Source organism: Streptomyces sp. NPDC006655 (assembly GCF_040703965.1).
GTDB lineage: Bacteria > Actinomycetota > Actinomycetes > Streptomycetales > Streptomycetaceae > Streptomyces.
The window spans coordinates 56018-77713 of the sequence record NZ_JBEYJU010000003.1; the positions used below are offsets into that span (position 1 = coordinate 56018).

Sequence of the window (21696 nt, forward strand, 5' to 3'; positions counted from 1 at the left end):
AGCATATGCACTTCGGGACACACGACAGTCCATCGGGGGAAAGGCGCGCCTTGGGTTCCGCTGATCACACACGTACTACGGCGGGGCGCCGGCTGGCCTTGCTCATCGGCATCACGGAGACTCCCGATCTGTGGGAGGTCCCGGAACTCGCCGACCGATACGTCCCGCTCACGTGCGCAGCGCAGGACGTAGAACTGGTCGGCTCGACCCTGAAGCGGTCCGGGTACACGGTCACTACGCGTAGCGACGACGTCTCCCTCGCGCGGCTGAGAGGTACGCTCAACAACTTCTTCTCGTCGTGTCAGCCCGGCGACACCGCCTTCGTCTATCTGTCCTGCCATGGAGTGTCGGTCGACGGTCACGACTATCTACTCCCGTCCGACGCGCAGCCCAACGGTGTGCAGGGGTTGTTGACCGACACGCTGATCGAGGCCGATCCCCGTAACGTGCTGCGGGGGCTCAAACCCGCAGTCACAGCCGTGGTCTGCGTCGACGCCTGCCGAATCCAGGAAGAGGATCTCGGGCAGGAGAAGCGCGAGCGACGCTGGGCCTCTGACGACGTGGACGCCTTGTGGCTGTACGGCTGCGGCCCCGGACAGTACTCCTACGCCGATCCGTCCGGAGGCAGCCTCTTCGCGCGAGCCCTCGCGGAGGCCCTTCAGCCGAGCACCCCGCCGAACACCTTCGCGGACGTCGTCGAGTACACCCGCAAAGCGCTGCGTCGGCTGTCCGCGGACTTGCCGGTCGCGCCACAGATCCCCGCCCCTTTCGTCCCTTCGCGGCTGAAGGACCGCACCGGGGAAATCGTTCTGTGCGAGGGGTCCGAGGACACACTCCGCTGGACCACGGCGGTCGAGCACTCCGTGTTGTGGGAGTACACATCCGGTACCCCCGCCTCTCACAAACGTGTGAAAGACCAGTTGGGCAGGCTGATCCGGTACGTCGTCGACAGCTGCTCGGGCGCCGGTGCCCACCAGGACGACCCGTGGCACGACCAGGCCTATCCCGAACGCGTCCTGCAGCGCATGAGCGACCTCGTACGCGACGCCGGCCTACGGCCGGGCGACTACCTCTCGCCCGCCGAGACGGCCTGCCTGCTCTCCGGGCCCTTCGTGCACGAGGGCATCGTCGCCATGGCGCTCCAGGAACTGCGGACTCACCAGCCACGGTATCTGGGCGCTCCGGTGGAGGACGACGGCGATGAACAGGGCCGGGAAGTCCGCAGCGCCGCACAGGACGTGTGCCGTGCCCACTCCCAGGTGCAACGCACGGCCGACACGCTGCGGGCCCGTCGGCTCGACGAGGCGGCGAACGCCGCCGACCACTGGCTTCGGCACCGCTTCATCGCCGACTGGGACGCCCTGTGGGAGCGGGATGGACAACATCCCGGTGTGGACGCGATCATCGCGATGGCGGTCGACGCCGTTGTCGCGGCGGCCGAGGACGCAACCGCCGGACCTCGCACCGAGCAGGCGCGGTGCGAGGTGGACAACCAGGTGCGTCAGGTGCTCGGGCACTTCACGGTGAACCCCGGTGGGGCCGACAACGGCCCCCGGATCAACGTGCGCGGCAAGGGCGACCGATGGAACCTCGGTCAGCCGGTGCGCGGCAACACGTGGCGCGCACCGGCGCTGGCCCGTCTGCTGTGGAGCGCCGCCTTCCTCGCCGCCGATCCGCGCCGACTGTCCAGTGTGCTCGTGGACCATCTCGGTGCGCACGACCCGCTGCGTCCGCAGGATGTGGTGGCGGCTCTGTCGTTCGAGTTCGACTACACCTCGACCGATGGCCGTACCGCCGTCACGCACGGCCTCGACGTACGCTTCAGCTGCCCTCACCCCGCCCTCCACGCGGCCGTCGAGGAACTGGCTGGGCATGCCGACGCAACGGTCGCCTCGGTCCACCGCGAGCACAGTTCGACGGGTCTGCCGCCCCTGCTCAAAGGGCTGCCCGATCGCGTCACCGCCGAGAACCTGACCCCGCAGAACCAGCTCTACCGACAGCCGTTGGAGCGCTTCCGGCTCGCCGAGGACGAGATCCGGCCGCTGTTGATGGGGACCCAGTTGTACGGCGACCGCATGCTGGCCGTCCGAGAGCTGTACCAGAACGCCCTCGACGCGTGCCGCTACCGCTCCATGCGCCGCGAGTACGGGGCGATACAGGTCGACTGTGGCTCCCGCGCCGACTGGACCCCGCGGATCCGCTTCGTCCAGGGCTGGGACGCCGACGGGCGGCCCTACATCGAGTGCGAGGACAACGGCACCGGGATGACCCGTGCCAAGCTGACCTCGATGTTCGCGCGGGCCGGCAAACGGTACGAGCAGGATCCGGGTTTCATCCAGGAGCGGCGCAACTGGCGTCGTGCCGGGGTCCACGACATCGGGATGAACTCGCGATTCGGCATCGGGGTGTTCTCGTACTTCATGCTGGCCGACGAAGTCGTCGTGTGGACCCGTCCCGTCGACCGCCACGGTGTGCCCGGCTCGGGCCGACCGCTGCGCGCGGACATCCAGTCCGGCTCCGGCCTGCTGCGGGTCAGCGACACCGCCGATGCTCCCGAACTCGGCGGTACCCGGGTGCGGATGTATCTCGCGGCCCACGAGGAGAAGCAGCCGTCACTCGTCGAGGCCTTGCGGTCGATCCTCTGGGTCAGCGACTACGAGGTGACGGCGGAGGAGCGGGACCGGAAGGACACGGAGCGGGTCGTCAGGAGCGCGACCTGGGCTCCGGGGACGCTCACGGCCAACGGCCCGTGGGCCGGTGTGCCGGTCCGGGCGGGACAGGACGCCTGGCTGGTACAGGGCGACGGGCAGTTGCTGCTCGACGGCGTCGTGGTCAAGAACGCGCCCACCGTGCACGGCCGCGTGTTCAACCTGCGTGAGCGGCATGCGCCCGAACCGAGCGTCGACCGCAACCGCATGCTCTCCTACGACGAGGAACTGGTCATGCGGGAGCTGCTGGCCGGCGTTCCGGAGGGCGCGGCGCAGTGGCCGGAGATTCCGCTGACCTGGCTGTGGGAGCTCTCCCAGCAGGCACCGCGGCTCGCGGTCGCTGTGCTGGCGGCACTGTCAGACGGTACGACGGCCGTGCTGGAGAGCAGTCCGGGGGACCTCGCTCTCGTGCTGGAGCGGCTGCCCCTGGCCGAAGTGGGATGTCTTCCCTTCGACCGGGAGATGTTGCAGGAAGGCCTGCCTCAATCACCGCACTGGGCACACGAGGACGAGGCCTGGCTGGTACGCGACTGGCAGGCGACCCGGCTCTGTCTCATCGAGTCGGCGTCGGATGAGTTCCGCCCCGCCGGATATCCGGCTCCCTCTCCCCTGGACGCGCTGCTGTTCCTGGACAGACCCACCGTCGGATGGCACTCCGCCCTGCGCGCCGCCGCGATGAACCAGATCACCCTTCGTGAGTCGGTTCGGGCTCTGCGCAGATACGCCGTGATGGGCATACATGTACCCGCCGTCGGCAATCTCGCCCTGCTCGACGAGCTACGACCCGACCAGACCGATGTGCTCCTCCGTTCCCTCTACCAAGGTGACTGGCAAGGGCTCGGCAGAAGGAGTCTCGCACGGCATGCGCCTATGGTGCTGCTCTCCGCCCGCCACGGCCTCACCTACGAAATGCTGTCGGAGCGGCTGCATCGACTGCGGGAGCTCGAGCCCGATCTGCCGGAACCCCCGCAACTCACCGCCGAGTTCGCGGCGGAGCGTGCCTCGCGTGAGGCGTTCTCCCTGGTAAGCGGCTCCATGTCCGTGACGTCCGCATGGGACATCGTGATGAACGGGGCCCGCCCCGGCGCAGTGGCTCCCGTCACCCTGTTGAACCAGGCTGACGGGGCTTTCCCGATCGACGAACTGATCGCCCTGGTCAGGCACCTGGCTCCGCTCGGATTCTCGTTCCTGTCCGAGCCCACCGACGCGACACTGGAACACGGGTCCCTCAAGGATTCCGAACGGCAGCTCCTGTCCCAGGACCGCCGAGCGGAACCGCTGCGCGGCGACATTTCCATGAGTCAGCTCTTCAGAATCTCGAACAAGCTGCGGAAGCCCCTGGGCGAGATCGCCCAGCGCATCAACGACATCAGTGCCGCCACATGCGTGCGAGCACCCGAAGTACCCGCCGAGACCGCCGGCTTCGTGGTACCCAGGTGGGTCGTCGACGCCTTGCTCTTCGGCTCTCGCGCGCTGCACGGGCCCTGGTCGCTGGTCGCGGCGGCCATGCCCCGGACGGCGCGGCATAGGGAGATCCCGGCCGACTTCCGCGAGGTACTGCCCGTTCTCCGCGCTTGCGGACTGCTCCGGACAGATGTCGCCTGGGACGACGAAGCAGTCGTGGCGGAGGTGGAGTCCGGGAGCCCTCTCGTGACGCGCTACGGATCCGCGGCTTCCGGGTTCGATGACGACGGCATCACCGTCGTCATGGCATTGAAGCGCTACCGCGCCCTCGGCGAGGAGCTGGACGAGTTGGCCGCTGTCCCGAGACATCTCCCGCTGAAGAGCATCCCCCAGATCACCTCTCCGGAAGTCCGGAGCCTTCGATTCGTTGCGGGCGACGATGACCTCCTCACCAAGCGGTCCCCCGGCGGGAGCCGCTACTTCACCGACCGCCTACTGCTCCGGCCCCTACTCGCCCGCTGCCGCGTCAACGACACCCCCCTGGGCCCCACCCTCCGCCACATCGCCCGCTTCACCGTCGTCGGCGGCCCCACCGCCCCCGGCGACTTCACCGGCCCCGACGCCGAGAAGCTGGAGACCTTCGTCCCCGACCGCTTCGACACGATCGCCTTCGGTAAGGGCCTCCTCGGCCCGGGCACTCTGGGCCCCCTCGAACTCGTCCTGGTGGCAGGCCGTTTCGGCTGGACGCTCGGCGCCACCTACGAGCGCTACTCGCCCTTCCGCTGTCTCGGACTCGACGTGACGGTGGACGAACCCTCCCCCGACGAGGCCGAACTCGCCCCCGACTGGCGGGATGTCATCCTTCTCACCAGCCAACTCACCGGACGGGCACCCGCCGTGAGCGGCCATGTCACCCCCGCGCACATCGTCCTGTGCGCCGAGGAGACCGACCTCACCGAGGCCCAGGTACGCGACCGACTGGAGCGCTACGGTCGCCTCTTCGGGCTCCGGATACCAGAAGACCCCGTCAGAAAGGCCCCCACCAGGTGACCACGATCCCCTACGACGACACTGCACAGCATCCGGGCCCGCTCGCCTTCCAGTGGACGTACAGCGAGGCCGGCGGCGAGCCGTCCTACACGGCCAGCGGAACCTGCCCCGTCTGCCACTGCCCGATGACGCGGACCTTCGGCTACGGGCAGGCCCTGCTGACCAAGGGCGGTTTCCGCGGACGCCGTACGGAAGCGGGGGCCGAGTCGTACCACACGCTCTGCCAGTGCCGGACCCTGCACCACGGCCGGCCCGCCGACGAACGGTTCGGGTGCGGAGCCATGCTCGTCCTCGCCCCGCCGGGGCCCAGCACGAACGGTCCGACGCCATGACCTTCACCCCTGACCAGCTTCGCGACGCCGACCGCCGGGTGCGCGAGCTGTCCTCTCCCGCACGGCAGTTGCAGGCCGCACTGCACCAGGCCGAGGGCTACCGCAACTTCCTCGCCTCGCTGACCGGTCTGCTCACGGCGGTCTTCGTGCTGAAAGGGCAGGAAGACCTCAGCAAGCTTGCGCACACCCCGCGCTGGATCGTGATCGGCCTGCTGATCACAGGGTTCGTGGCGCTGATCGTGGCCTCGTCGTTGGGTGTGCTCGCCGTGCACGGGCGGCCCGGGGAGGAGATCATGCTGGAGGCGGGCAGACTCCTCCAGTACGAGAAGGACCGCACCCGCACGGTGTGGCTGCTCGTGGAGTGGACACGCTGGCTCGCCCTCCTCGGTGTCCTCGCCATCGCCGCGGCGGTCATCCTCACCTGGGTGGTCCCGGTCCACTCCGCCCACAGGTGACGAACATGCGGCGGCGCCTGCCCGGTCGTCCGGTCGGGGACTGTGGGGCAGGCGCCGTCTACGGGGGGTCTGGGGGGTGTCCCCCAGACGGCCCGCCCGTACGCCTTTGTACGGGACGTTCTCAGAGGGTGCGTCAGACCGTCAGCGAGCGGTCCGTCGGGCGGATCGGGGCCGGGAGGTCGCTCGCTCCGGTGAGGAAGCGGTCGACGCCCTTGGCGGCCGAGCGGCCCTCGGCGATCGCCCAGACGATCAGGGACTGGCCGCGGCCCGCGTCACCGGCGACGAAGACACCGGGGACGCTGGTCTGGAAGTCCGCGTCGCGGGCGATGTTGCCGCGCTCGTCGAGGTCGACGCCGAACTGCTCGACCAGGCCGTTGACCCGGTCGGTGCCGGTGAAGCCCATGGCGAGGGTGACCAGCTGGGCCGGGATCTTCCGCTCGGTGCCCGGCTTCGGGGTCAGCTTGCCGTCGACGAACTCCACCTCGGTGAGGTGCAGCCACTGGACGTTGCCGTCCTCGTCGCCCTCGAAGTGGGTGGTGGAGACGGAGTAGACCCGCTCGCCGCCCTCCTCGTGCGCCGAGGTGACCTTGTAGAGCATCGGGAAGGTCGGCCACGGCTGATGCGGCGCGCGGTCCTCGCCCGGCCGGGGCATGATCTCCAGCTGGGTGACGGAGGCCGCGCCCTGGCGGTGGGCGGTGCCCACGCAGTCCGCGCCGGTGTCGCCGCCGCCGATCACGACCACGTGCTTGCCCTCGGCCGAGATCGGGGAGGTGACGTAGTCGCCCTCCTGGACCTTGTTGGACAGCGGCAGGTACTCCATCGCCTGGTAGACGCCCTTGAGCTCACGGCCGGGGACCGGGAGGTCACGGGCCGTGGTGGCGCCGGCGGCGATGACGACCGCGTCGTACCGCTTCTTCAGGTCGGTCGCCTTGAGGTCGACGCCGATCTCGATGCCGGTACGGAAGCGGGTGCCCTCCGCGCGCATCTGCTCGATACGGCGGTTGATGTGCCGCTTCTCCATCTTGAACTCGGGGATGCCGTAGCGGAGCAGGCCACCGATGCGGTCGGCGCGCTCGTAGACGGCGACCGTGTGGCCGGCCCGGGTCAGCTGCTGGGCGGCGGCCAGGCCCGCGGGGCCGGAGCCGATGACGGCGACGGTCTTGCCCGACAGGCGCTCGGGAGCCTGCGGGGCGACGGTGCCCGCGTCCCACGCCTTGTCGATGATGGAGACCTCGACGTTCTTGATGGTGACGGGCGGCTGGTTGATGCCGAGCACGCACGCCGACTCGCACGGGGCCGGGCACAGGCGGCCGGTGAACTCCGGGAAGTTGTTCGTGGCGTGCAGACGCTCGGACGCCGCCGTCCAGTCCTCGCGGTAGGCGTAGTCGTTCCACTCGGGGATCAGGTTCCCGAGCGGACAGCCGTTGTGGCAGAACGGGATGCCGCAGTCCATGCACCGGCTGGCCTGCTTGCTGATGATCGGCAGCAGGGAGCCGGGGACGTAGACCTCGTTCCAGTCCCTGACACGATCGGCGACGGGACGGGTCTCGGCGACCTCACGGCCGTGGTTCAGGAAGCCCTTCGGGTCAGCCATTGATCGCCGCCTCCATCATCTTCTCGTGGGTCTCGGTCTCGGAGAGACCCGCTCGCTCGGCGGCGTCCTTGGCGGCGAGCACTGCCTTGAAAGTACCGGGAATGATCTTGCTGAACCGCTGCACGGCCACGTCCCAGTCGGCGAGCAGCTTCTCGGCGACCGTGGAGCCGGTCTCCTCGGCGTGCCGGCGCACCACGTCGTGCAGCCACTGCTTGTCGGTGTCGTCGAGGGCCTCGACGGCGTCCACGTTGCCGACGTTGACGTTGTCGACGTCGAGGTCGATGACGTAGGCGATGCCGCCGGACATGCCGGCCGCGAAGTTGCGGCCCGTCTCGCCGAGGACCACCGCGTGACCGCCGGTCATGTACTCGCAGCCGTGGTCGCCCACGCCCTCCGAGACGACCGTCGCGCCGGAGTTGCGGACGCAGAACCGCTCGCCGGTACGACCGCGCAGGAACAGCTCGCCGCCGGTCGCGCCGTACGCGATGGTGTTGCCCGCGATGGTGGAGTACTCGGCGAGGTGGTCGGCGTTGCGGTCGGGACGCACGATCACCCGGCCGCCGGAGAGGCCCTTGCCGACGTAGTCGTTGGCGTCGCCCTCCAGGCGGAGCGTGACCCCGCGCGGCAGGAAGGCGCCGAAGGACTGGCCGGCCGAGCCGGTGAAGGTGATGTCGATGGTGTCGTCGGGCAGGCCCGCCCCGCCGAACTTCTTCGTCACCTCGTGGCCGAGCATGGTGCCGACCGTGCGGTTGATGTTGCGCACCTTCACCTGGGCGCGCACCGGGTGGGCGTCGGTGGCGCTGGAGGCGGCCAGGGCGTCCGCGGCGAGCTTGATCAGCTCGTTGTCCAGGGCCTTCTCCAGGCCGTGGTCCTGGGCGACCGTCCGGTGCAGGGCGGCGCCCTCGGGCAGCTCGGGCACGTGGAAGAGCGGGGCCAGGTCCAGGCCCTGCGCCTTCCAGTGGTTCACGGCACGGGTGACGTCGAGCGCCTCGGCGTGGCCGACGGCCTCCTCGATGGAGCGGAAGCCCAGCTCGGCGAGGATCTCGCGGACCTCCTCGGCGATGAACCGGAAGAAGTTCACCACGTACTCGGCCTTGCCGTTGAAGCGGTCGCGCAGCACCGGGTTCTGGGTGGCGACGCCGACCGGGCAGGTGTCGAGGTGGCAGACGCGCATCATGATGCAGCCGGAGACGACGAGCGGCGCGGTCGCGAAACCGAACTCCTCGGCGCCGAGCAGCGCGGCGATCACCACGTCACGGCCGGTCTTCAGCTGGCCGTCGGTCTGCACGACGATGCGGTCGCGCAGGCCGTTCAGCAGCAGGGTCTGCTGGGTCTCGGCGAGACCCAGCTCCCAGGGGCCGCCCGCGTGCTTCAGCGAGGTCAGCGGGGAGGCACCGGTGCCGCCGTCGTGGCCGGAGATCAGGACCACGTCCGCGTGCGCCTTGGAGACACCCGCGGCGACCGTGCCGACGCCGACCTCGGAGACCAGCTTGACGTGGATCCGGGCCTTCGGGTTGGCGTTCTTGAGGTCGTGGATCAGCTGCGCGAGGTCTTCGATGGAGTAGATGTCGTGGTGCGGCGGCGGGGAGATCAGGCCGACGCCGGGGGTGCTGTGCCGGGTCTTGGCGACCCAGGGGTACACCTTGTGGCCGGGCAGCTGGCCGCCCTCGCCGGGCTTGGCGCCCTGGGCCATCTTGATCTGGATGTCGTCCGCGTTGACCAGGTACTCGGAGGTCACGCCGAAGCGGCCGGAGGCGACCTGCTTGATCGCGCTGCGCCGCGCCGGGTCGTAGAGGCGGTCCGGGTCCTCGCCGCCCTCACCGGTGTTGGACTTGCCGCCCAGCTGGTTCATGGCGATGGCGAGGGTCTCGTGGGCCTCGCGCGAGATGGAGCCGTACGACATGGCGCCGGTGGAGAAGCGCTTGACGATCTCGGAGACCGGCTCGACCTCGTCGACGGAGATCGACGGACGGTCGCTCTTGAAGCCGAAGAGGCCGCGGAGCGTCATGAGGCGCTCGGACTGCTCGTTCACGCGGTCCGTGTACTTCTTGAAGATGTCGTAGCGGCCGGAGCGCGTGGAGTGCTGGAGGCGGAAGACCGTCTCCGGGTCGAACAGGTGCGGCTCGCCCTCGCGGCGCCACTGGTACTCGCCCCCTATGTCCAGGGCGCGGTGGGCCGGCGCGATGCCGGAGGCCGGGTAGGCCTTGGCGTGCCGGGCGGCGACCTCCTGGGCGATGACGTCGATGCCGACGCCGCCGATCTTGGAGGCGGTGCCGTTGAAGTACTTCTCCACGAAGCCCTCTTCGAGACCGACGGCCTCGAAGACCTGGGCGCCGCGGTAGGAGGCGACCGTCGAGATGCCCATCTTGGACATGACCTTCAGGACGCCCTTGCCGAGGGCGTAGATCAGGTTGCGGATGGCCGCCTCGGCCTCGATGCCCGGCAGGAAGGTGCCCGCGCGGACCAGGTCCTCGACGGACTCCATGGCCAGGTACGGGTTGACCGCGGCGGCGCCGAACCCGATCAGCAGGGCGACGTGGTGGACCTCGCGGACGTCACCGGCCTCGACGAGCAGGCCCACGTGAGTGCGCTGCTTGGTGCGGATGAGGTGGTGGTGGACCGCCGCGGTGAGCAGCAGCGAGGGGATCGGCGCGTGCTCGGCGTCCGAGTGGCGGTCCGACAGGACGATGAGCCGGGCGCCGTTCTCGATGGCGGCGTCGGCCTCGGCGCAGATCTCCTCGATGCGCGCGGCGAGGGCGTCGCCGCCGCCGGAGACCCGGTACAGACCGGACAGGGTCGCGGCCTTGAAGCCGGGCATGTCGCCGTCGGCGTTGATGTGGATGAGCTTGGCCAGCTCGTCGTTGTCGATCACCGGGAAGGGCAGCACGACGCTGCGGCAGGACGCGGCGGTCGGGTCGAGCAGGTTGCCCGCCGGACCCAGCGACGAGCGCAGGGAGGTGACCAGCTCCTCGCGGATGGCGTCCAGCGGCGGGTTGGTGACCTGTGCGAACAGCTGGGTGAAGTAGTCGAAGAGCAGCCGCGGGCGGGCGGACAGCGCGGCGATCGGCGAGTCGGTGCCCATGGAGCCGATCGGCTCGGCGCCGGCCTTGGCCATCGGCGCCAGGATGACGCGCAGCTCCTCCTCGGTGTAGCCGAAGGTCTGCTGGCGACGGGTGACCGAGGCGTGGGTGTGCACGATGTGCTCGCGCTCGGGCAGGTCGCTCAGCTCGATCTCGCCGGCCTCCAGCCACTCCGCGTACGGCTGTGCGGCGGCGAGGGTCGCCTTGATCTCGTCGTCCTCGATGATGCGGTGCTCGGCGGTGTCGACGAGGAACATCCTGCCGGGCTGCAGCCGGCCCTTGCGGACGACCTTGGCGGGGTCGATGTCGAGGACGCCGACCTCGGAGCCGAGGACGACCAGGCCCTCGTCGGTGACCCAGTAGCGGCCGGGACGCAGGCCGTTGCGGTCGAGCACGGCGCCGACCTGGGTGCCGTCGGTGAAGGTGACGCAGGCGGGGCCGTCCCAGGGCTCCATCATCGTGGAGTGGAAGCCGTAGAAGGCGCGCCGGGCCGGGTCCATGGAGTCGTGGTTCTCCCACGCCTCCGGGATCATCATCAGCACGGAGTGCGGCAGCGAACGCCCGCCCAGGTGCAGGAGTTCGAGCACCTCGTCGAAGGACGCCGAGTCGGAGGCGTCGGGCGTGCAGATCGGGAAGACCCGGTCGAGCTTCTCCTGCGGGCCGAACAGGTCGGAGACCAGCTGGGACTCGCGGGCGACCATCCAGTTGCGGTTGCCCTTGACGGTGTTGATCTCACCGTTGTGGGCGACGAACCGGTACGGGTGGGCGAGCGGCCACGACGGGAAGGTGTTCGTGGAGAACCGGGAGTGCACGAGCGCGATCGCGGACGCGAAACGGCGGTCGGACAGGTCCGGGAAGAAGGGCTCCAGCTGGCCGGTGGTCAGCATGCCCTTGTAGACGATGGTCCGCGCGGACAGCGACGGGAAGTAGATGCCCACCTCGCGTTCGGCGCGCTTGCGCAGCACGAACGCCTTGCGGTCCAGCGCGATGCCCTCGCTGGCGTGGTCGGTGACGAAGACCTGCCGGAAGACCGGCATGGTGGAGCGGGCGGTGGCGCCGAGCAGCTCCGGGGCGACCGGGACCTCGCGCCAGCCGAGGACGGTGAGGCCCTCCTCGGCCGCGATCGTCTCGATCCGCGAGACGGCGTCCTGGGCGCCGTCCTCGGGGAGGAAGGCGATACCGACGGCGTAGGAACCGGCCGCGGGCAGCTCGAATCCGGCCACCTCGCGGAAGAAGGTGTCCGGCACCTGGGAGAGCAGGCCCGCGCCGTCGCCGGAGTCCGGCTCGGAGCCGGTGGCGCCGCGGTGCTCCAGGTTGCGCAGCACCGTGAGCGCCTGCTCGACCAGCGCATGGCTCGCCTCTCCGGTGAGGGTGGCCACGAAGCCGACGCCGCAGGCGTCGTGCTCATTGCGGGGGTCGTACATACCCTGCGCAGCAGGGCGAGCATCCATGAAGGACCAGTTCTGGCCATTCGCGGAGTGCTGGGACGGCTGGCGCGGCGTACGCATCGGCTCTCCCGTCGTCGTCAGTGGCATATAGCAGGTGCCGAGGGACGACGCTGGCCCTCTGCGTTTTTGTTGCGAAATTTCACGCAGGTTACATGATGGAGCGGTTCTCGGGAACCGGATACTCCGTTCCAACATGCGGACGCCGCAGGGGTTCGCAGCGGGGTACCGCACTGGGCGGTGAAGGCGAGGGGGACCGATCGGGACAGATCCGTGTCCATCGGTCCGAGGGGGTGGGGTTGAGCGTCGTGTCACCCCAGGGGTGCACGACAGGCGTCATTGCCTGCGGCGCTTACGGCTCATGCCCAGTGGTTAAGCATTCGAAACCAGCGAGTAACGGCTACTTATGCGGCCCAACGCATAAGTAGCGGTCCACCTATCCTACGGCCGTTCCGAACAGCGTGCCCAGGGCGTACGTCACACCGGCCGCGGCACCACCCAGCGCGAGCTGCCGAAGTCCGCTGAACCACCAGCTCCGCGCGGTCACCCTGGCCACCACGGCACCGCAGCCGAACAGCCCGGCGAGGGCCAGCAGCAGGGCGGGCCACAGCGCGGTGGCGCCGAGCAGGAACGGCAGGACCGGCAGCAGGGCGCCGAGCGCGAACGAGCCGAAGGACGACACCGCGGCGACCAGCGGCGAGGGCAGATCGCCGGGGTCGATGCCCAGTTCCTCGCGGGCGTGTATCTCCAGCGCCTGCTCGGGGTCGGCGGACAGCTGCCGGGCGACCTCGCGCGCGAGCGCGGGCTCGACGCCCCTCGCCTCGTACAGCGCGGCCAGCTCGGCCTCCTCGTCCTGCGGATGCCGGCGCAGCTCCCGGCGCTCGACGTCCAGCTCCGCCTCGACCAGCTCACGCTGCGAGGCGACGGAGGTGTACTCGCCGGCCGCCATGGAGAAGGCGCCGGCGGCGAGACCCGCGAGACCGGTGATGACGATGGTCTGATGACCGACGGCACCACCGGCCACACCGGTCATGAGGGCGAGGTTGGAGACCAGCCCGTCCATCGCACCGAAGACGGCGGGTCGCAGCCAGCCCCCGTTGACGTCCCGGTGGGTGTGGTTGTCGCGGTGGGCTTCGTGGAGCGTCGCCTCGGTGTCGATGATGGCCATGTGGGGTCCCCCAGGAGTCGCGTAAGGAGCCTCGAATAAGCTGAGGCAAAGCTAAGTTTGGACAAGTTCTACCTTTTGACAACGGCAACACTACGTCGCCGCATTCCCCGCCGCCAGCAAGGAAAGGCTCGGCTAACCTGCGGCTTTACCCTCCTTTGCTCAGCCGTGCGACGGGCCGCGCAGATGTCGACCGGGTGATGTGAACGCCTCCGAGGCTGCGGTCAACCGCCGTTGGTGGGACACATCCGCAAACGGTTCCGCGCCCGCGCGGAGCCCCTCCCGGAGAGGCCCGCCCATGTCATCGATCGCCTGCGCCCCGTCGGTCCCCGCTCCCGACGGACCCGCACCCGCACCGCACGACCGGGCACGGGGCGCGCTGCTGGGTCTGGCCGTCGGGGACGCGCTCGGGGCACCGGCGGAGAACATGAAGCCCTCCGAGATCCGTGCCCGCTGGGGCCGCGTCACGGGATACGTCACCGACCACCCCGCGGGCACGGACGACACCGAGTACGCGATCTTCTCCGGTCTGCTCCTCGCCCGCCACGGCTCGGCGCTCACCCCCGCCCATGTCGAGGCGGCCTGGCACGAGTGGATCGCCAGCCGCGCCGAGGGCCCCTTCAAGGGCGCGGGCTTCAGCGAACGCGGCACGCTGGAGAACCTCCGCCGCGGCCTCGCCGCGCCGATCTCCGCCCAGCACCGGCACGCCTGGAGCGACGGGCTGGCCATGCGGGCGGCGCCCTTCGGGGTCTTCGCGGCCGGCCGGCCCGCGGAAGCGGCCCGTCTGGTCGCCGTCGACGGCTCCGTGAGCCACGAGGGCGAGGGCATCTACGGCGGCCAGGCGGTGGCGGCGGGCGTGGCGGCGGCGATGGCGGGGGCCCCTCCCACGGCGGTGGTCGCGGCCGCGCTCGCGGTGATCCCGGACGACTCCTGGACGGCGCGTTCGCTGCGCCGGGGGGTGTCGGTGGCCCACCGCGGGGAGCGGGCGGTCCGCTCGGCGGTGGTGATCGGCGGCTACCCGTGGACCGACCTGGCCCCGGAGGCGGTGGCCCTGGCCTTCGGCGCGTACGCGTCGGCGGACGGCGACTTCAGGGAGTCGGTACTGACGGCCGTCAACATGGGCCGGGACGCGGACACGACGGCGGCCGTGGCGGGTGCGCTGGCCGGAGCGACGCGGGGCGAGGGGGCGATCCCGGCGGAGTGGGCCGCCGCGATCGGTCCGGCCCGGGGGAGCTGTCTGCCCTCGATGGCGGGACAGCACGTCCTGGAGGTGGCGGAACTGCTGACGGCGTCAGCGGCTCGGCGAACGCCCACCCACCACGACGCAGCGGGCCCCCGAACGCGATCACCGCACGGCAGGACGCCCGTGGAGACACAGCCTCCCCACACCCCGGCCACCCCTCAGACACAGCCTCCCCACACCCCGGCCACCCCTCAGGCACAGCCGCTCCCCGACCGAGCCGTCCCGAAGACCCAACCACCCCACACCCCGGCCACCCCCCTCACCGAGGCGGTCCTCACCGAGACGGTCCTCACCGAGGCGGTCCTCACCGAGACGGTCCTCAGCGAGGCGGTCCTCACCGAGGCGGTCCTCAGCGAGGTCCGGCCGTGAACCGGCGCCGCATCGAGGGGCTCTTCCTCGGGCTCGCCGCGGGTGACGCCGCCGGCTGGCCCGCCGCCCGGCACCGCGCCGCCCGGATGCCGGAGTGGACCCGCCGCCTCACCCGCGAACTGGACACCTTCGCCGAGCACAACGCGACCACCACCCTCCCCGTCCCCATCGCCCTGAACCAGCCCCCCGAGCCGCTGCGCCTCGGCCCCTCCGACGACGCCGAGTGGGCGGCCTTCGCCGCGGAAGCCGTGCTGCGCGCCGGCGACGACACCGCCCTGGCCGACCTCAGCCGTGAGCTCCGCACCCGCGCCGCCATCGACCTCACCTGGACCGCCGTGGCCTCCGAGGTCGCCGCCGCGGCGGAGCGCGCCCCCGAGATCGAGTCCGCCGTGCTCCCCCTGCGCGCCCGCATCTCGGTGCGCGCCGGCCTCGGCAACCTCGCCACCGGCCTGCGCCCGCCTGCCAGCGGCCACGACAACCCGCACTACTTCGACGACGCCGCCTGCGTCCGCGCCTGCGCGCTCGCCGTCGCCCATCCCGGCGACCCCGAGCACGCCGCCGACCTCGCCGAGTTCGACGCCCGCTACACGCAGGACGGCGACGGGGTGCACGGCGCCCGCGCCATGGCCGCCGCCCTGGCCCTCGCCCTCGCCGGCGCCGAGGTGGAGACCTGCGTGGCCGCGGCCCTCGCCGAACTCCCCGAGCCCACCGAGATCGGCCGCAACGCCCGTCACGCCCTCACCCTCGCGGGCGCCAGCGACACCGCGTTCGCCCTGATCCCCCTCCTCGAACACGAAATCGTCGACCACGTCTACAGCTACGGCATCGCCGCCGCCGAGACCGTCCCCGTCGCCCTCGCCCTCGCCACCGCCGCACGCGGCCGGATCGCCGAGGCCGTACCCGCCGCCGCCTGCCTGTCGCGGGTCGCCGACTCGGCCCCCGCCCTGGCCGGCGCGCTCACCGGCGCCCTCGGCGGCGCGGAGTCGATCCCGCCGTCCTGGCGGGACGCCTGCCGCACCCTCTCCGGCTGCGCCCTCCCCCGCCTCACCGGCACCGACCTCGTGGAACTCGCCGAACTCCTGGAAGCCGCACAACCGGCCCGTCCAGGTGGATGATTCGGTGCATGACGCCCATAGGAGATGAAAGCACCGGCACTTCCCTCGACGAACGGATCACCGGGGCCCTCGTCGGCGCCGCCGTCGGTGACGCCCTCGGCGGCCCGGTCGAGGGCTACTCCCCCGACCAGATCCTCGAACGCCACGGCGGGCGCGTGCACGGCATCGTCGGCCCCTGGCACGGCGAGGACTGGCGTACCGCCCGCCCCGTCGCGCCGTACCACAAGGGCGACGGGCACGTCACCGACGACACCTTGATGACCCATGCGCTGGTACGGGTGTACGACCGCGTCCGCGACCACCTCGACGCGTACGCGATCGCCGAGCACCTGGTCCCGGACCTGATGACCAACCCGCGCTGGATCCCCGAGCTGGAGGCGGAGACCCTCCCCCTCCACCGTGTCTTCCTCGCCGAGAAATGGCTGGCGGCGCGCCTGCACTACGGCCACGTCGACCCACGGGAGGCCGGCGTCGGCAACATCGTCAACTGCGGTGCGGCGATGTACATGGCCCCGGTCGGCCTGGTCAACGCGGCCGACCCGCGGGCCGCGTACCACGAGGCGCTGGACGTCGCGGGCGCCCACCAGTCGTCGTACGGCAGGGAGGCGGCGGGCGTCTTCGCGGCGGCGGTGGCGGCGGCGGCCTCGCCGGGGGCGACCCCGGACTCCGTCGTCGGCACGTGCCTGTCGCTGGCGAAGGACGGGACGCGCGAGGCCGTCGAACGGGTCTGTGAAACGGCCGCGCGGCACTCCGACTTCGAGTCGGCGCTCACCCCCCTGCGGGAGGCGGTCGCCCCCTACGACACGGTGGGCCCCGACTACCGGTCCCCGTCGCTCGGCGCCCGCCGCCCCTCCCGGCTGCACGCCATCGAGGAACTCCCCGTCGCGCTGGGCATGGTGCTGGTGGCGGACGGCGACTACCGGCGGGCCGTGCTCGGTTCCGTCAACTACGGCCGGGACTGCGACTCCATCGCGACGATGGCGGGCGCGGTCGCCGGGGCGCTGGGCTCGCCGGTGCCGCAGGAGTGGTCGAAACGGGTGGCGGAGGCGAGCCGTCTCGACCTCTGGGAGCCGCCGCGCGTCCTGGCCGGGGTGGCCCGGGAGGTCTTCACCCGTGACGTCGGACGCCGCCGCGCCCACGAGGAGTCCTTCGCCCGTCTCGGAGGCCCGAGTTGCTCCGACTGACCTGGGTCCAGCCGGAGGATCTGCTGGGCCACGAGCTGCGCCAGGCCCGGCAGGACGGACGGGAGCCGTCGGCCGTCGAGGCACGGTGGCGGGCGGCGGGGGGTGCGGAGGCGCCCGCGCGGGCCGGGGCGTCGCCGGACCGGGCGTCCCGCTACCTGCGCCAGCTGGCGGAAGACCTGCTCGACGAACTCGCGGACCTGCCCAGTCGGTTGAACGAGCCGACGGATCTGGCCGCGATCAAGGCGCTGTGTCCGCAGTGGCCGACCGCGCCACGGGGAGGGCGGTGCGGACCGTCGTGCGACTGCGGGTGCGATGTGGCTGATCGCGCCCACGCGGCGGAGCCGCACATGTCCCGGCCCCGCGCCCCTGACGGGGCGCTGCCCAGCCGCCCTCACCCAGCCGCGGGCAGTCGTGCCGCGGGAGCGATGGGGGTCCCCCCGCGCGAGCGAAGCCGAGCGTGGGGGAGGGCGGGCGCTGGGGGTACCCCCTCTGGGGGAGGCACCCGGCAAGCGCCGGTGAGCGTCCCCGCCCCCCAGCCCCCGCCCGCGCGCGCCTACCACGCCGCCTGGCTCGGCCGTGCCGTCGGGTGCCTGCTCGGCAAACCCGTCGAGAAGCTCCCCCTGCACGCCGTCCGTGACCTCGCCCGCGCCACCGGCAACTGGCCCCTGAACCGCTACTTCACCGCCCGGGGCGTCCCCGCCGAACTCCTCTCCGCCCACCCCTGGAACCGCCGCTCGGCCCCCACCTCCCTCGCCGAGAACATCGACGGCATGCCCGAGGACGACGACCTCAACTACCCCCTCCTCGACCTCCTCCTGCTCCAGCGCCACGGCAAGGACTTCACCACCACCGACGTGGCCGCCCTCTGGCTCGACGAACTCCCCGCCGGCCGCACCTTCACCGCCGAACGCGTCGCCTACCGCAACCTGCTCAGCGGCGTCGAACCCCCGGGCACCGCCCGCCACCGCAACCCCTTCCGCGAGTGGATCGGCGCCCTGATCCGCGCCGACGTGCACGGCTGGACCAACCCCGGCGACCCGGGCGCCGCCGCCGAACAGGCCCACCGCGACGCCACCCTCACCCACACGGCCAACGGCGTCTACGCGGCGATGTTCACGGCGGCCGTCATCGCGACCGCCGCCACCGGCACCCATGACGTCCACGCCTGTCTGCGCTCCGGCCGATCCGTCGTCCCGCCCCACTCGCGCCTCGCCCACGCCGTCGATCACGCGATCCGGCTCGCCGGGACGCACGCCGACTTCGACACCGTCGTCGACGCACTCCACGCCGTCCACTCCCCCACCCACCACTGGGTGCACGCCATCCCCAACACCGCTCTGCTCGCCGCCGCGCTCACCCACGCGGACGGCGACTTCAGCGGCTCCGTCACCCGTGCGGTGAGCGGCGGCTGGGACACCGACTCGAACGGCGCGACCGCCGGCTCCGTCGCCGGACTGCTCGCGGGCGACCCCGACGCCCTCCCGGACCGCTGGACCGCCCCGCTCAAGAACCGACTCGCCACCTCCGTCGCCGGCTTCGACGGCACCGGCTTCGACACCCTCGCCCACCTCACCCACCTGGAGGCGACCCGCCCATGACCCATATCGCCGTACTCGGCAGCACCAACATGGACCTCGTCGCGTACGCCGAGAAGGCCCCCCGGCTCGGCGAGACCGTGCCGGGACGGGAGTTCCGTACGATCCCCGGCGGCAAGGGCGCCAACCAGGCGATCGCCGCCGCCCGCGCCGGCGCCACCGTCTCGATGATCGGCGCGGTCGGCCACGACTCCTACGGCGTCCGGCTGCGCGAGACCCTCGAACACTCCGGTGTGGACACCGACTCGCTGCGCACGATCGAGTGCCCCTCCGGTACCGCGCACATCGTCGTGGACGACGAGGGCGGCAACGCGATCGTCGTGGTCCCCGGCGCGAACGGCACCGTCGACCATCTCGCCCCGGGCGACGAGGGCGTCATCGCCTCCGCGGACACCCTGCTCCTCCAGCTGGAGATCCCGCTCCCCGCGGTCGTCGCCGGTGCCCAGGCCGCCCGCAGGCACGGTGTCCGGACCGTCCTGACGCCGTCCCCGGCCCGCCCCCTGCCCCCCGAGCTCCTCGACAACATCGACCTGTTGGTGGCCAACGAACGGGAGGCGGCCGCCCTCACCGACCGGACCGACCCGCGTGACGCCGCCGCCGCCCTGCTCGGCCTGGTGCCCCAGGTCGTCGTCACGCTCGGCGCGGCCGGCAGCCTCTACCTCACCCGGGACGCCGCGCCCCTGGTGATTCCCGCGCCCCGGGTGACCGCCGTCGACTCGACGGGGGCCGGAGACACCTTCGTCGGGACGCTCGCGGTGGCCCTGGCCGAGGAGAAACCGGTCCGCGAGGCCCTGTCCTGGGCCGCCGCCGCGGCCGCGCTCGCCGTCCAGCGGGAGGGGGCGTCGACATCGATGCCGTACCGCCCGGAGATCGACGCCCAGTTCACGGCATGAGGACGACGACCCCGCCCCCGCCCCTCGGCGGACTGCGCGTGCTGGATCTCGCCACCCTCTTCGCCGGGCCCCTCGCCGCCACCCTGCTCGGCGACTTCGGCGCCGATGTCGTCAAGGTCGAGCACCCCACGAAGCCGGACCCCTCCCGGGGGCACGGCCCGGCCAAGGAGGGCGTCGGCCTGTGGTGGAAGGTGCTCGGCCGCAACAAGCGCGCCATCACCCTCGACCTGTCCAAGCCCGGGGGCCGCGCCACCCTGCTGAAGCTCGCCGCGACCGCCGACGTGGTCATCGAGAACTTCCGCCCCGGCACCCTGGAGAAGTGGGACCTGGGCTGGGAGGAACTGTCCGCGGCCAACCCGCGCCTGATCCTGACCCGGGTCACCGCCTTCGGCCAGTTCGGCCCCTACGCGAACCGCCCCGGCTTCGGCACCCTCGCCGAGGCGATGAGCGGGTTCGCGGCGATCACCGGCGAACCGGACGCGCCGCCCACGCTGCCGCCGTTCGGTCTGGCCGACTCCATCGCGGCGCTCGCGACGGCGTACGCGGTCCTGACCGCCCTCGCAGGCCGGGACCGCACCGGCGAGGGCCAGGTCGTCGACATGGCGATCATCGAGCCGATCCTGACCGTCCTCGGCGCCCAGCCCACCTGGTACGACCAGCTCGGCTACGTCCAGGAGCGCACCGGCAACCGCTCCGCCAACAACGCCCCGCGCAACACCTACCGCACGGCGGACGGGGACTGGGTCGCCGTCTCCACCTCGGCCCAGTCGATCGCGGAACGCGTACTACGGCTGGTCGGGCGCCCGGAGCTGATCGACGAACCGTGGTTCGCGACGGGCGCCGAGCGGGCCGCGCACGCCGACGTCCTCGACGCGGCCGTCGGGGACTGGGTCGCCACCCGCTCCCGTGCCGAGGTGCTGGCCGAGTTCGAGAAGGCGGAGGCGGCGGTGGCGCCCGTCCAGGACGTCCGGGACGTCATGGAGGACCCGCAGTACCAGGCGCTGAACACGATCACCACCGTCGCCGACCCCGAACTGGGTCCGCTGCGCATGCAGAACGTCCTCTTCCGGCTCTCCGCGACACCCGGCGCGATCCGCTGGGCGGGCCGCCCGCACGGCGCCGACACGCACGCGGTCCTCACCGAGCTCGGGCTGACCGGGGCACAGTTGCGGGCCCTGCGCGAGGAGGGCGCCGTATGACCACGGCGGCGTTCCCCCTGACCTGGCTGTACGTCCCGGGTGACCGGCCGGGGGTGGTCACCAAGGCGCTGGCGTCGGGCGCCGACGTGGTGGTGATCGACCTGGAGGACGCGGTCGCCCCCGACCGCAAGGACTACGCCCGTGGCGCCACCGCCGACCTGCTCACCCACGGCCAGCCGGTCCCGGTGCACGTCCGGATCAACAGCCTGGACACCCCCTGGGCCGAGGCCGACCTGGCGGCCCTGCTCGGCCTCCCCGGCCTCGGCGGCCTGCGGCTGCCCAAGGTCACCGGTCCGGCCGACATCCTCCACGTCACCGCCCGGACCACCGTCCTCCCGCTCTACGCACTCCTCGAATCGGCCCTCGGCATCGAACACGCCTACGCCGTCGCCGCCGCCCATCCCGCCCTGCGGGGCATCTCCCTGGGCGAGGCGGACCTACGGGCCGACCTCGGCGTACGGGGCGACATCGGCCTGGACTGGTCGCGTTCGCGGATCGTGGTCGCCGCACGGGCGGCGGGCCTGGCCCCGCCGCCCCAGTCGGTGCACCCGGACACCCGCGACCTGGCCGGCCTGGCCGCCTCCTGCGCGCACGGCCGTGCCCTGGGCTTCCTGGGCCGGGCCGCCATCCACCCCCGCCAGCTCCCGGTCATCGAGCGGGCCTACCTCCCCACGGAGGCGGAACTGGAGCAGGCCGAAACGATCATCAAGGCGGCCACCACGGAACAGGGCGCCCAGGCCCTCCCGGACGGCAGCTTCATCGACGCGGCGGTCGTGGCGGCGGCCCGCAGAACCCTGTCCCTGGCGACCCACCGGTGACATGCGAAGTGGGCGCCCGAGCAGGTCCCGGGCGCCGTCTTCGTCGT

Annotated in this window: 13 protein-coding genes; 10 read left to right on the forward strand and 3 right to left on the reverse strand. The window is 71.7% G+C overall.

Translation table 11 applies throughout. The annotated features are described in order from the left end of the window. Nucleotides 1-98: 98 nt before the first annotated feature. The 3 genes from AB0958_RS02375 to AB0958_RS02385 are packed head-to-tail and all read left to right on the forward strand — an operon-like array spanning nt 99 to nt 5949. Nucleotides 99-5162: a caspase family protein gene (locus AB0958_RS02375; protein WP_366888404.1), complete on the forward strand. Its 5064-nt coding sequence runs from the start codon at nt 99-101 to the stop codon at nt 5160-5162. Beyond that, the gene (locus tag AB0958_RS02380; RefSeq protein ID WP_366888405.1) at nt 5159-5494 is read left to right on the forward strand and encodes a hypothetical protein; all 336 of its coding nucleotides are present in this window, start codon (nt 5159-5161) and stop codon (nt 5492-5494) included. Before AB0958_RS02375 ends, AB0958_RS02380 begins: the two co-directional genes overlap by 4 nt. Beyond that, nucleotides 5491-5949, forward strand: coding sequence for a hypothetical protein (locus AB0958_RS02385; protein ID WP_366888406.1), 459 nt, complete (start codon nt 5491-5493; stop codon nt 5947-5949). Before AB0958_RS02380 ends, AB0958_RS02385 begins: the two co-directional genes overlap by 4 nt. A 133-nt stretch (nt 5950-6082) precedes the next feature. Here the strand turns inward: AB0958_RS02385 and AB0958_RS02390 are convergent, their stop codons facing one another. The 3 genes from AB0958_RS02390 to AB0958_RS02400 form a co-directional block, all read right to left on the reverse strand. After that, nucleotides 6083-7543 carry a glutamate synthase subunit beta gene (locus AB0958_RS02390; RefSeq protein WP_366888407.1) on the reverse strand — a complete coding sequence of 487 codons (1461 nt, stop codon included), beginning with the start codon at nt 7541-7543 and terminating at the stop codon, nt 6083-6085. After that, nucleotides 7536-12131 carry a glutamate synthase large subunit gene (gene gltB, locus AB0958_RS02395; RefSeq protein WP_366888408.1) on the reverse strand — a complete coding sequence of 1532 codons (4596 nt, stop codon included), beginning with the start codon at nt 12129-12131 and terminating at the stop codon, nt 7536-7538. The genes AB0958_RS02390 and gltB overlap by 8 nt, the downstream gene beginning before the upstream one ends. Before the next feature lie 373 nt (nt 12132-12504). Further along, nucleotides 12505-13236, reverse strand: coding sequence for a VIT1/CCC1 transporter family protein (locus AB0958_RS02400; protein WP_366888409.1), 732 nt, complete (start codon nt 13234-13236; stop codon nt 12505-12507). Nucleotides 13237-13531: 295 nt separating this feature from the next. Here AB0958_RS02400 and AB0958_RS02405 point away from each other — a divergent pair, with 295 nt between their 5' ends. From AB0958_RS02405 to AB0958_RS02435, 7 genes are read left to right on the forward strand one after another with little or no spacing between them, the layout of a single operon-like run. Beyond that, nucleotides 13532-14845 (forward strand): ADP-ribosylglycohydrolase family protein, encoded by a 1314-nt coding sequence (locus AB0958_RS02405; RefSeq protein ID WP_366888410.1) that lies wholly within the window; start codon nt 13532-13534, stop codon nt 14843-14845. Further along, complete coding sequence (locus AB0958_RS02410; RefSeq protein WP_366888411.1) at nt 14842-15960, forward strand: ADP-ribosylglycohydrolase family protein; 1119 nt, start codon at nt 14842-14844, stop codon at nt 15958-15960. Before AB0958_RS02405 ends, AB0958_RS02410 begins: the two co-directional genes overlap by 4 nt. Before the next feature lie 8 nt (nt 15961-15968). Beyond that, nucleotides 15969-17144, forward strand: coding sequence for an ADP-ribosylglycohydrolase family protein (locus AB0958_RS02415; RefSeq protein ID WP_366888412.1), 1176 nt, complete (start codon nt 15969-15971; stop codon nt 17142-17144). Next, a complete protein-coding gene (locus AB0958_RS02420; RefSeq protein WP_366888413.1) occupies nt 17132-18742 on the forward strand; it encodes an ADP-ribosylglycohydrolase family protein in 1611 nt (536 codons plus the stop codon). Before AB0958_RS02415 ends, AB0958_RS02420 begins: the two co-directional genes overlap by 13 nt. After that, nucleotides 18739-19632 (forward strand): ribokinase, encoded by an 894-nt coding sequence (rbsK, locus tag AB0958_RS02425; protein ID WP_366888414.1) that lies wholly within the window; start codon nt 18739-18741, stop codon nt 19630-19632. The genes AB0958_RS02420 and rbsK overlap by 4 nt, the downstream gene beginning before the upstream one ends. Further along, the gene (locus AB0958_RS02430; protein WP_366888415.1) at nt 19629-20831 is read left to right on the forward strand and encodes a CoA transferase; all 1203 of its coding nucleotides are present in this window, start codon (nt 19629-19631) and stop codon (nt 20829-20831) included. Before rbsK ends, AB0958_RS02430 begins: the two co-directional genes overlap by 4 nt. Beyond that, entirely contained in the window at nt 20828-21649 is an 822-nt protein-coding gene (locus AB0958_RS02435; RefSeq protein WP_366888416.1) for a CoA ester lyase, read from the forward strand. The genes AB0958_RS02430 and AB0958_RS02435 overlap by 4 nt, the downstream gene beginning before the upstream one ends. The last annotated feature ends 47 nt before the right edge of the window (nt 21650-21696 follow it).

What these genes read in the sequence shown, in the direction of transcription:
- AB0958_RS02415 (WP_366888412.1), top strand. Translation starts at nt 15,969, where the DNA reads ATGACGCCCATAGGAGATGAAAGCACCGGCACTTCCCTCGACGAACGG.
- AB0958_RS02400 (WP_366888409.1), bottom strand. Translation starts at nt 13,236, where the DNA reads ATGGCCATCATCGACACCGAGGCGACGCTCCACGAAGCCCACCGCGAC.
- gltB (WP_366888408.1), bottom strand. Translation starts at nt 12,131, where the DNA reads ATGCGTACGCCGCGCCAGCCGTCCCAGCACTCCGCGAATGGCCAGAAC.
- AB0958_RS02390 (WP_366888407.1), bottom strand. Translation starts at nt 7,543, where the DNA reads ATGGCTGACCCGAAGGGCTTCCTGAACCACGGCCGTGAGGTCGCCGAG.
- AB0958_RS02405 (WP_366888410.1), top strand. Translation starts at nt 13,532, where the DNA reads ATGTCATCGATCGCCTGCGCCCCGTCGGTCCCCGCTCCCGACGGACCC.
- AB0958_RS02435 (WP_366888416.1), top strand. Translation starts at nt 20,828, where the DNA reads ATGACCACGGCGGCGTTCCCCCTGACCTGGCTGTACGTCCCGGGTGAC.
- rbsK (WP_366888414.1), top strand. Translation starts at nt 18,739, where the DNA reads ATGACCCATATCGCCGTACTCGGCAGCACCAACATGGACCTCGTCGCG.
- AB0958_RS02430 (WP_366888415.1), top strand. Translation starts at nt 19,629, where the DNA reads ATGAGGACGACGACCCCGCCCCCGCCCCTCGGCGGACTGCGCGTGCTG.
- AB0958_RS02385 (WP_366888406.1), top strand. Translation starts at nt 5,491, where the DNA reads ATGACCTTCACCCCTGACCAGCTTCGCGACGCCGACCGCCGGGTGCGC.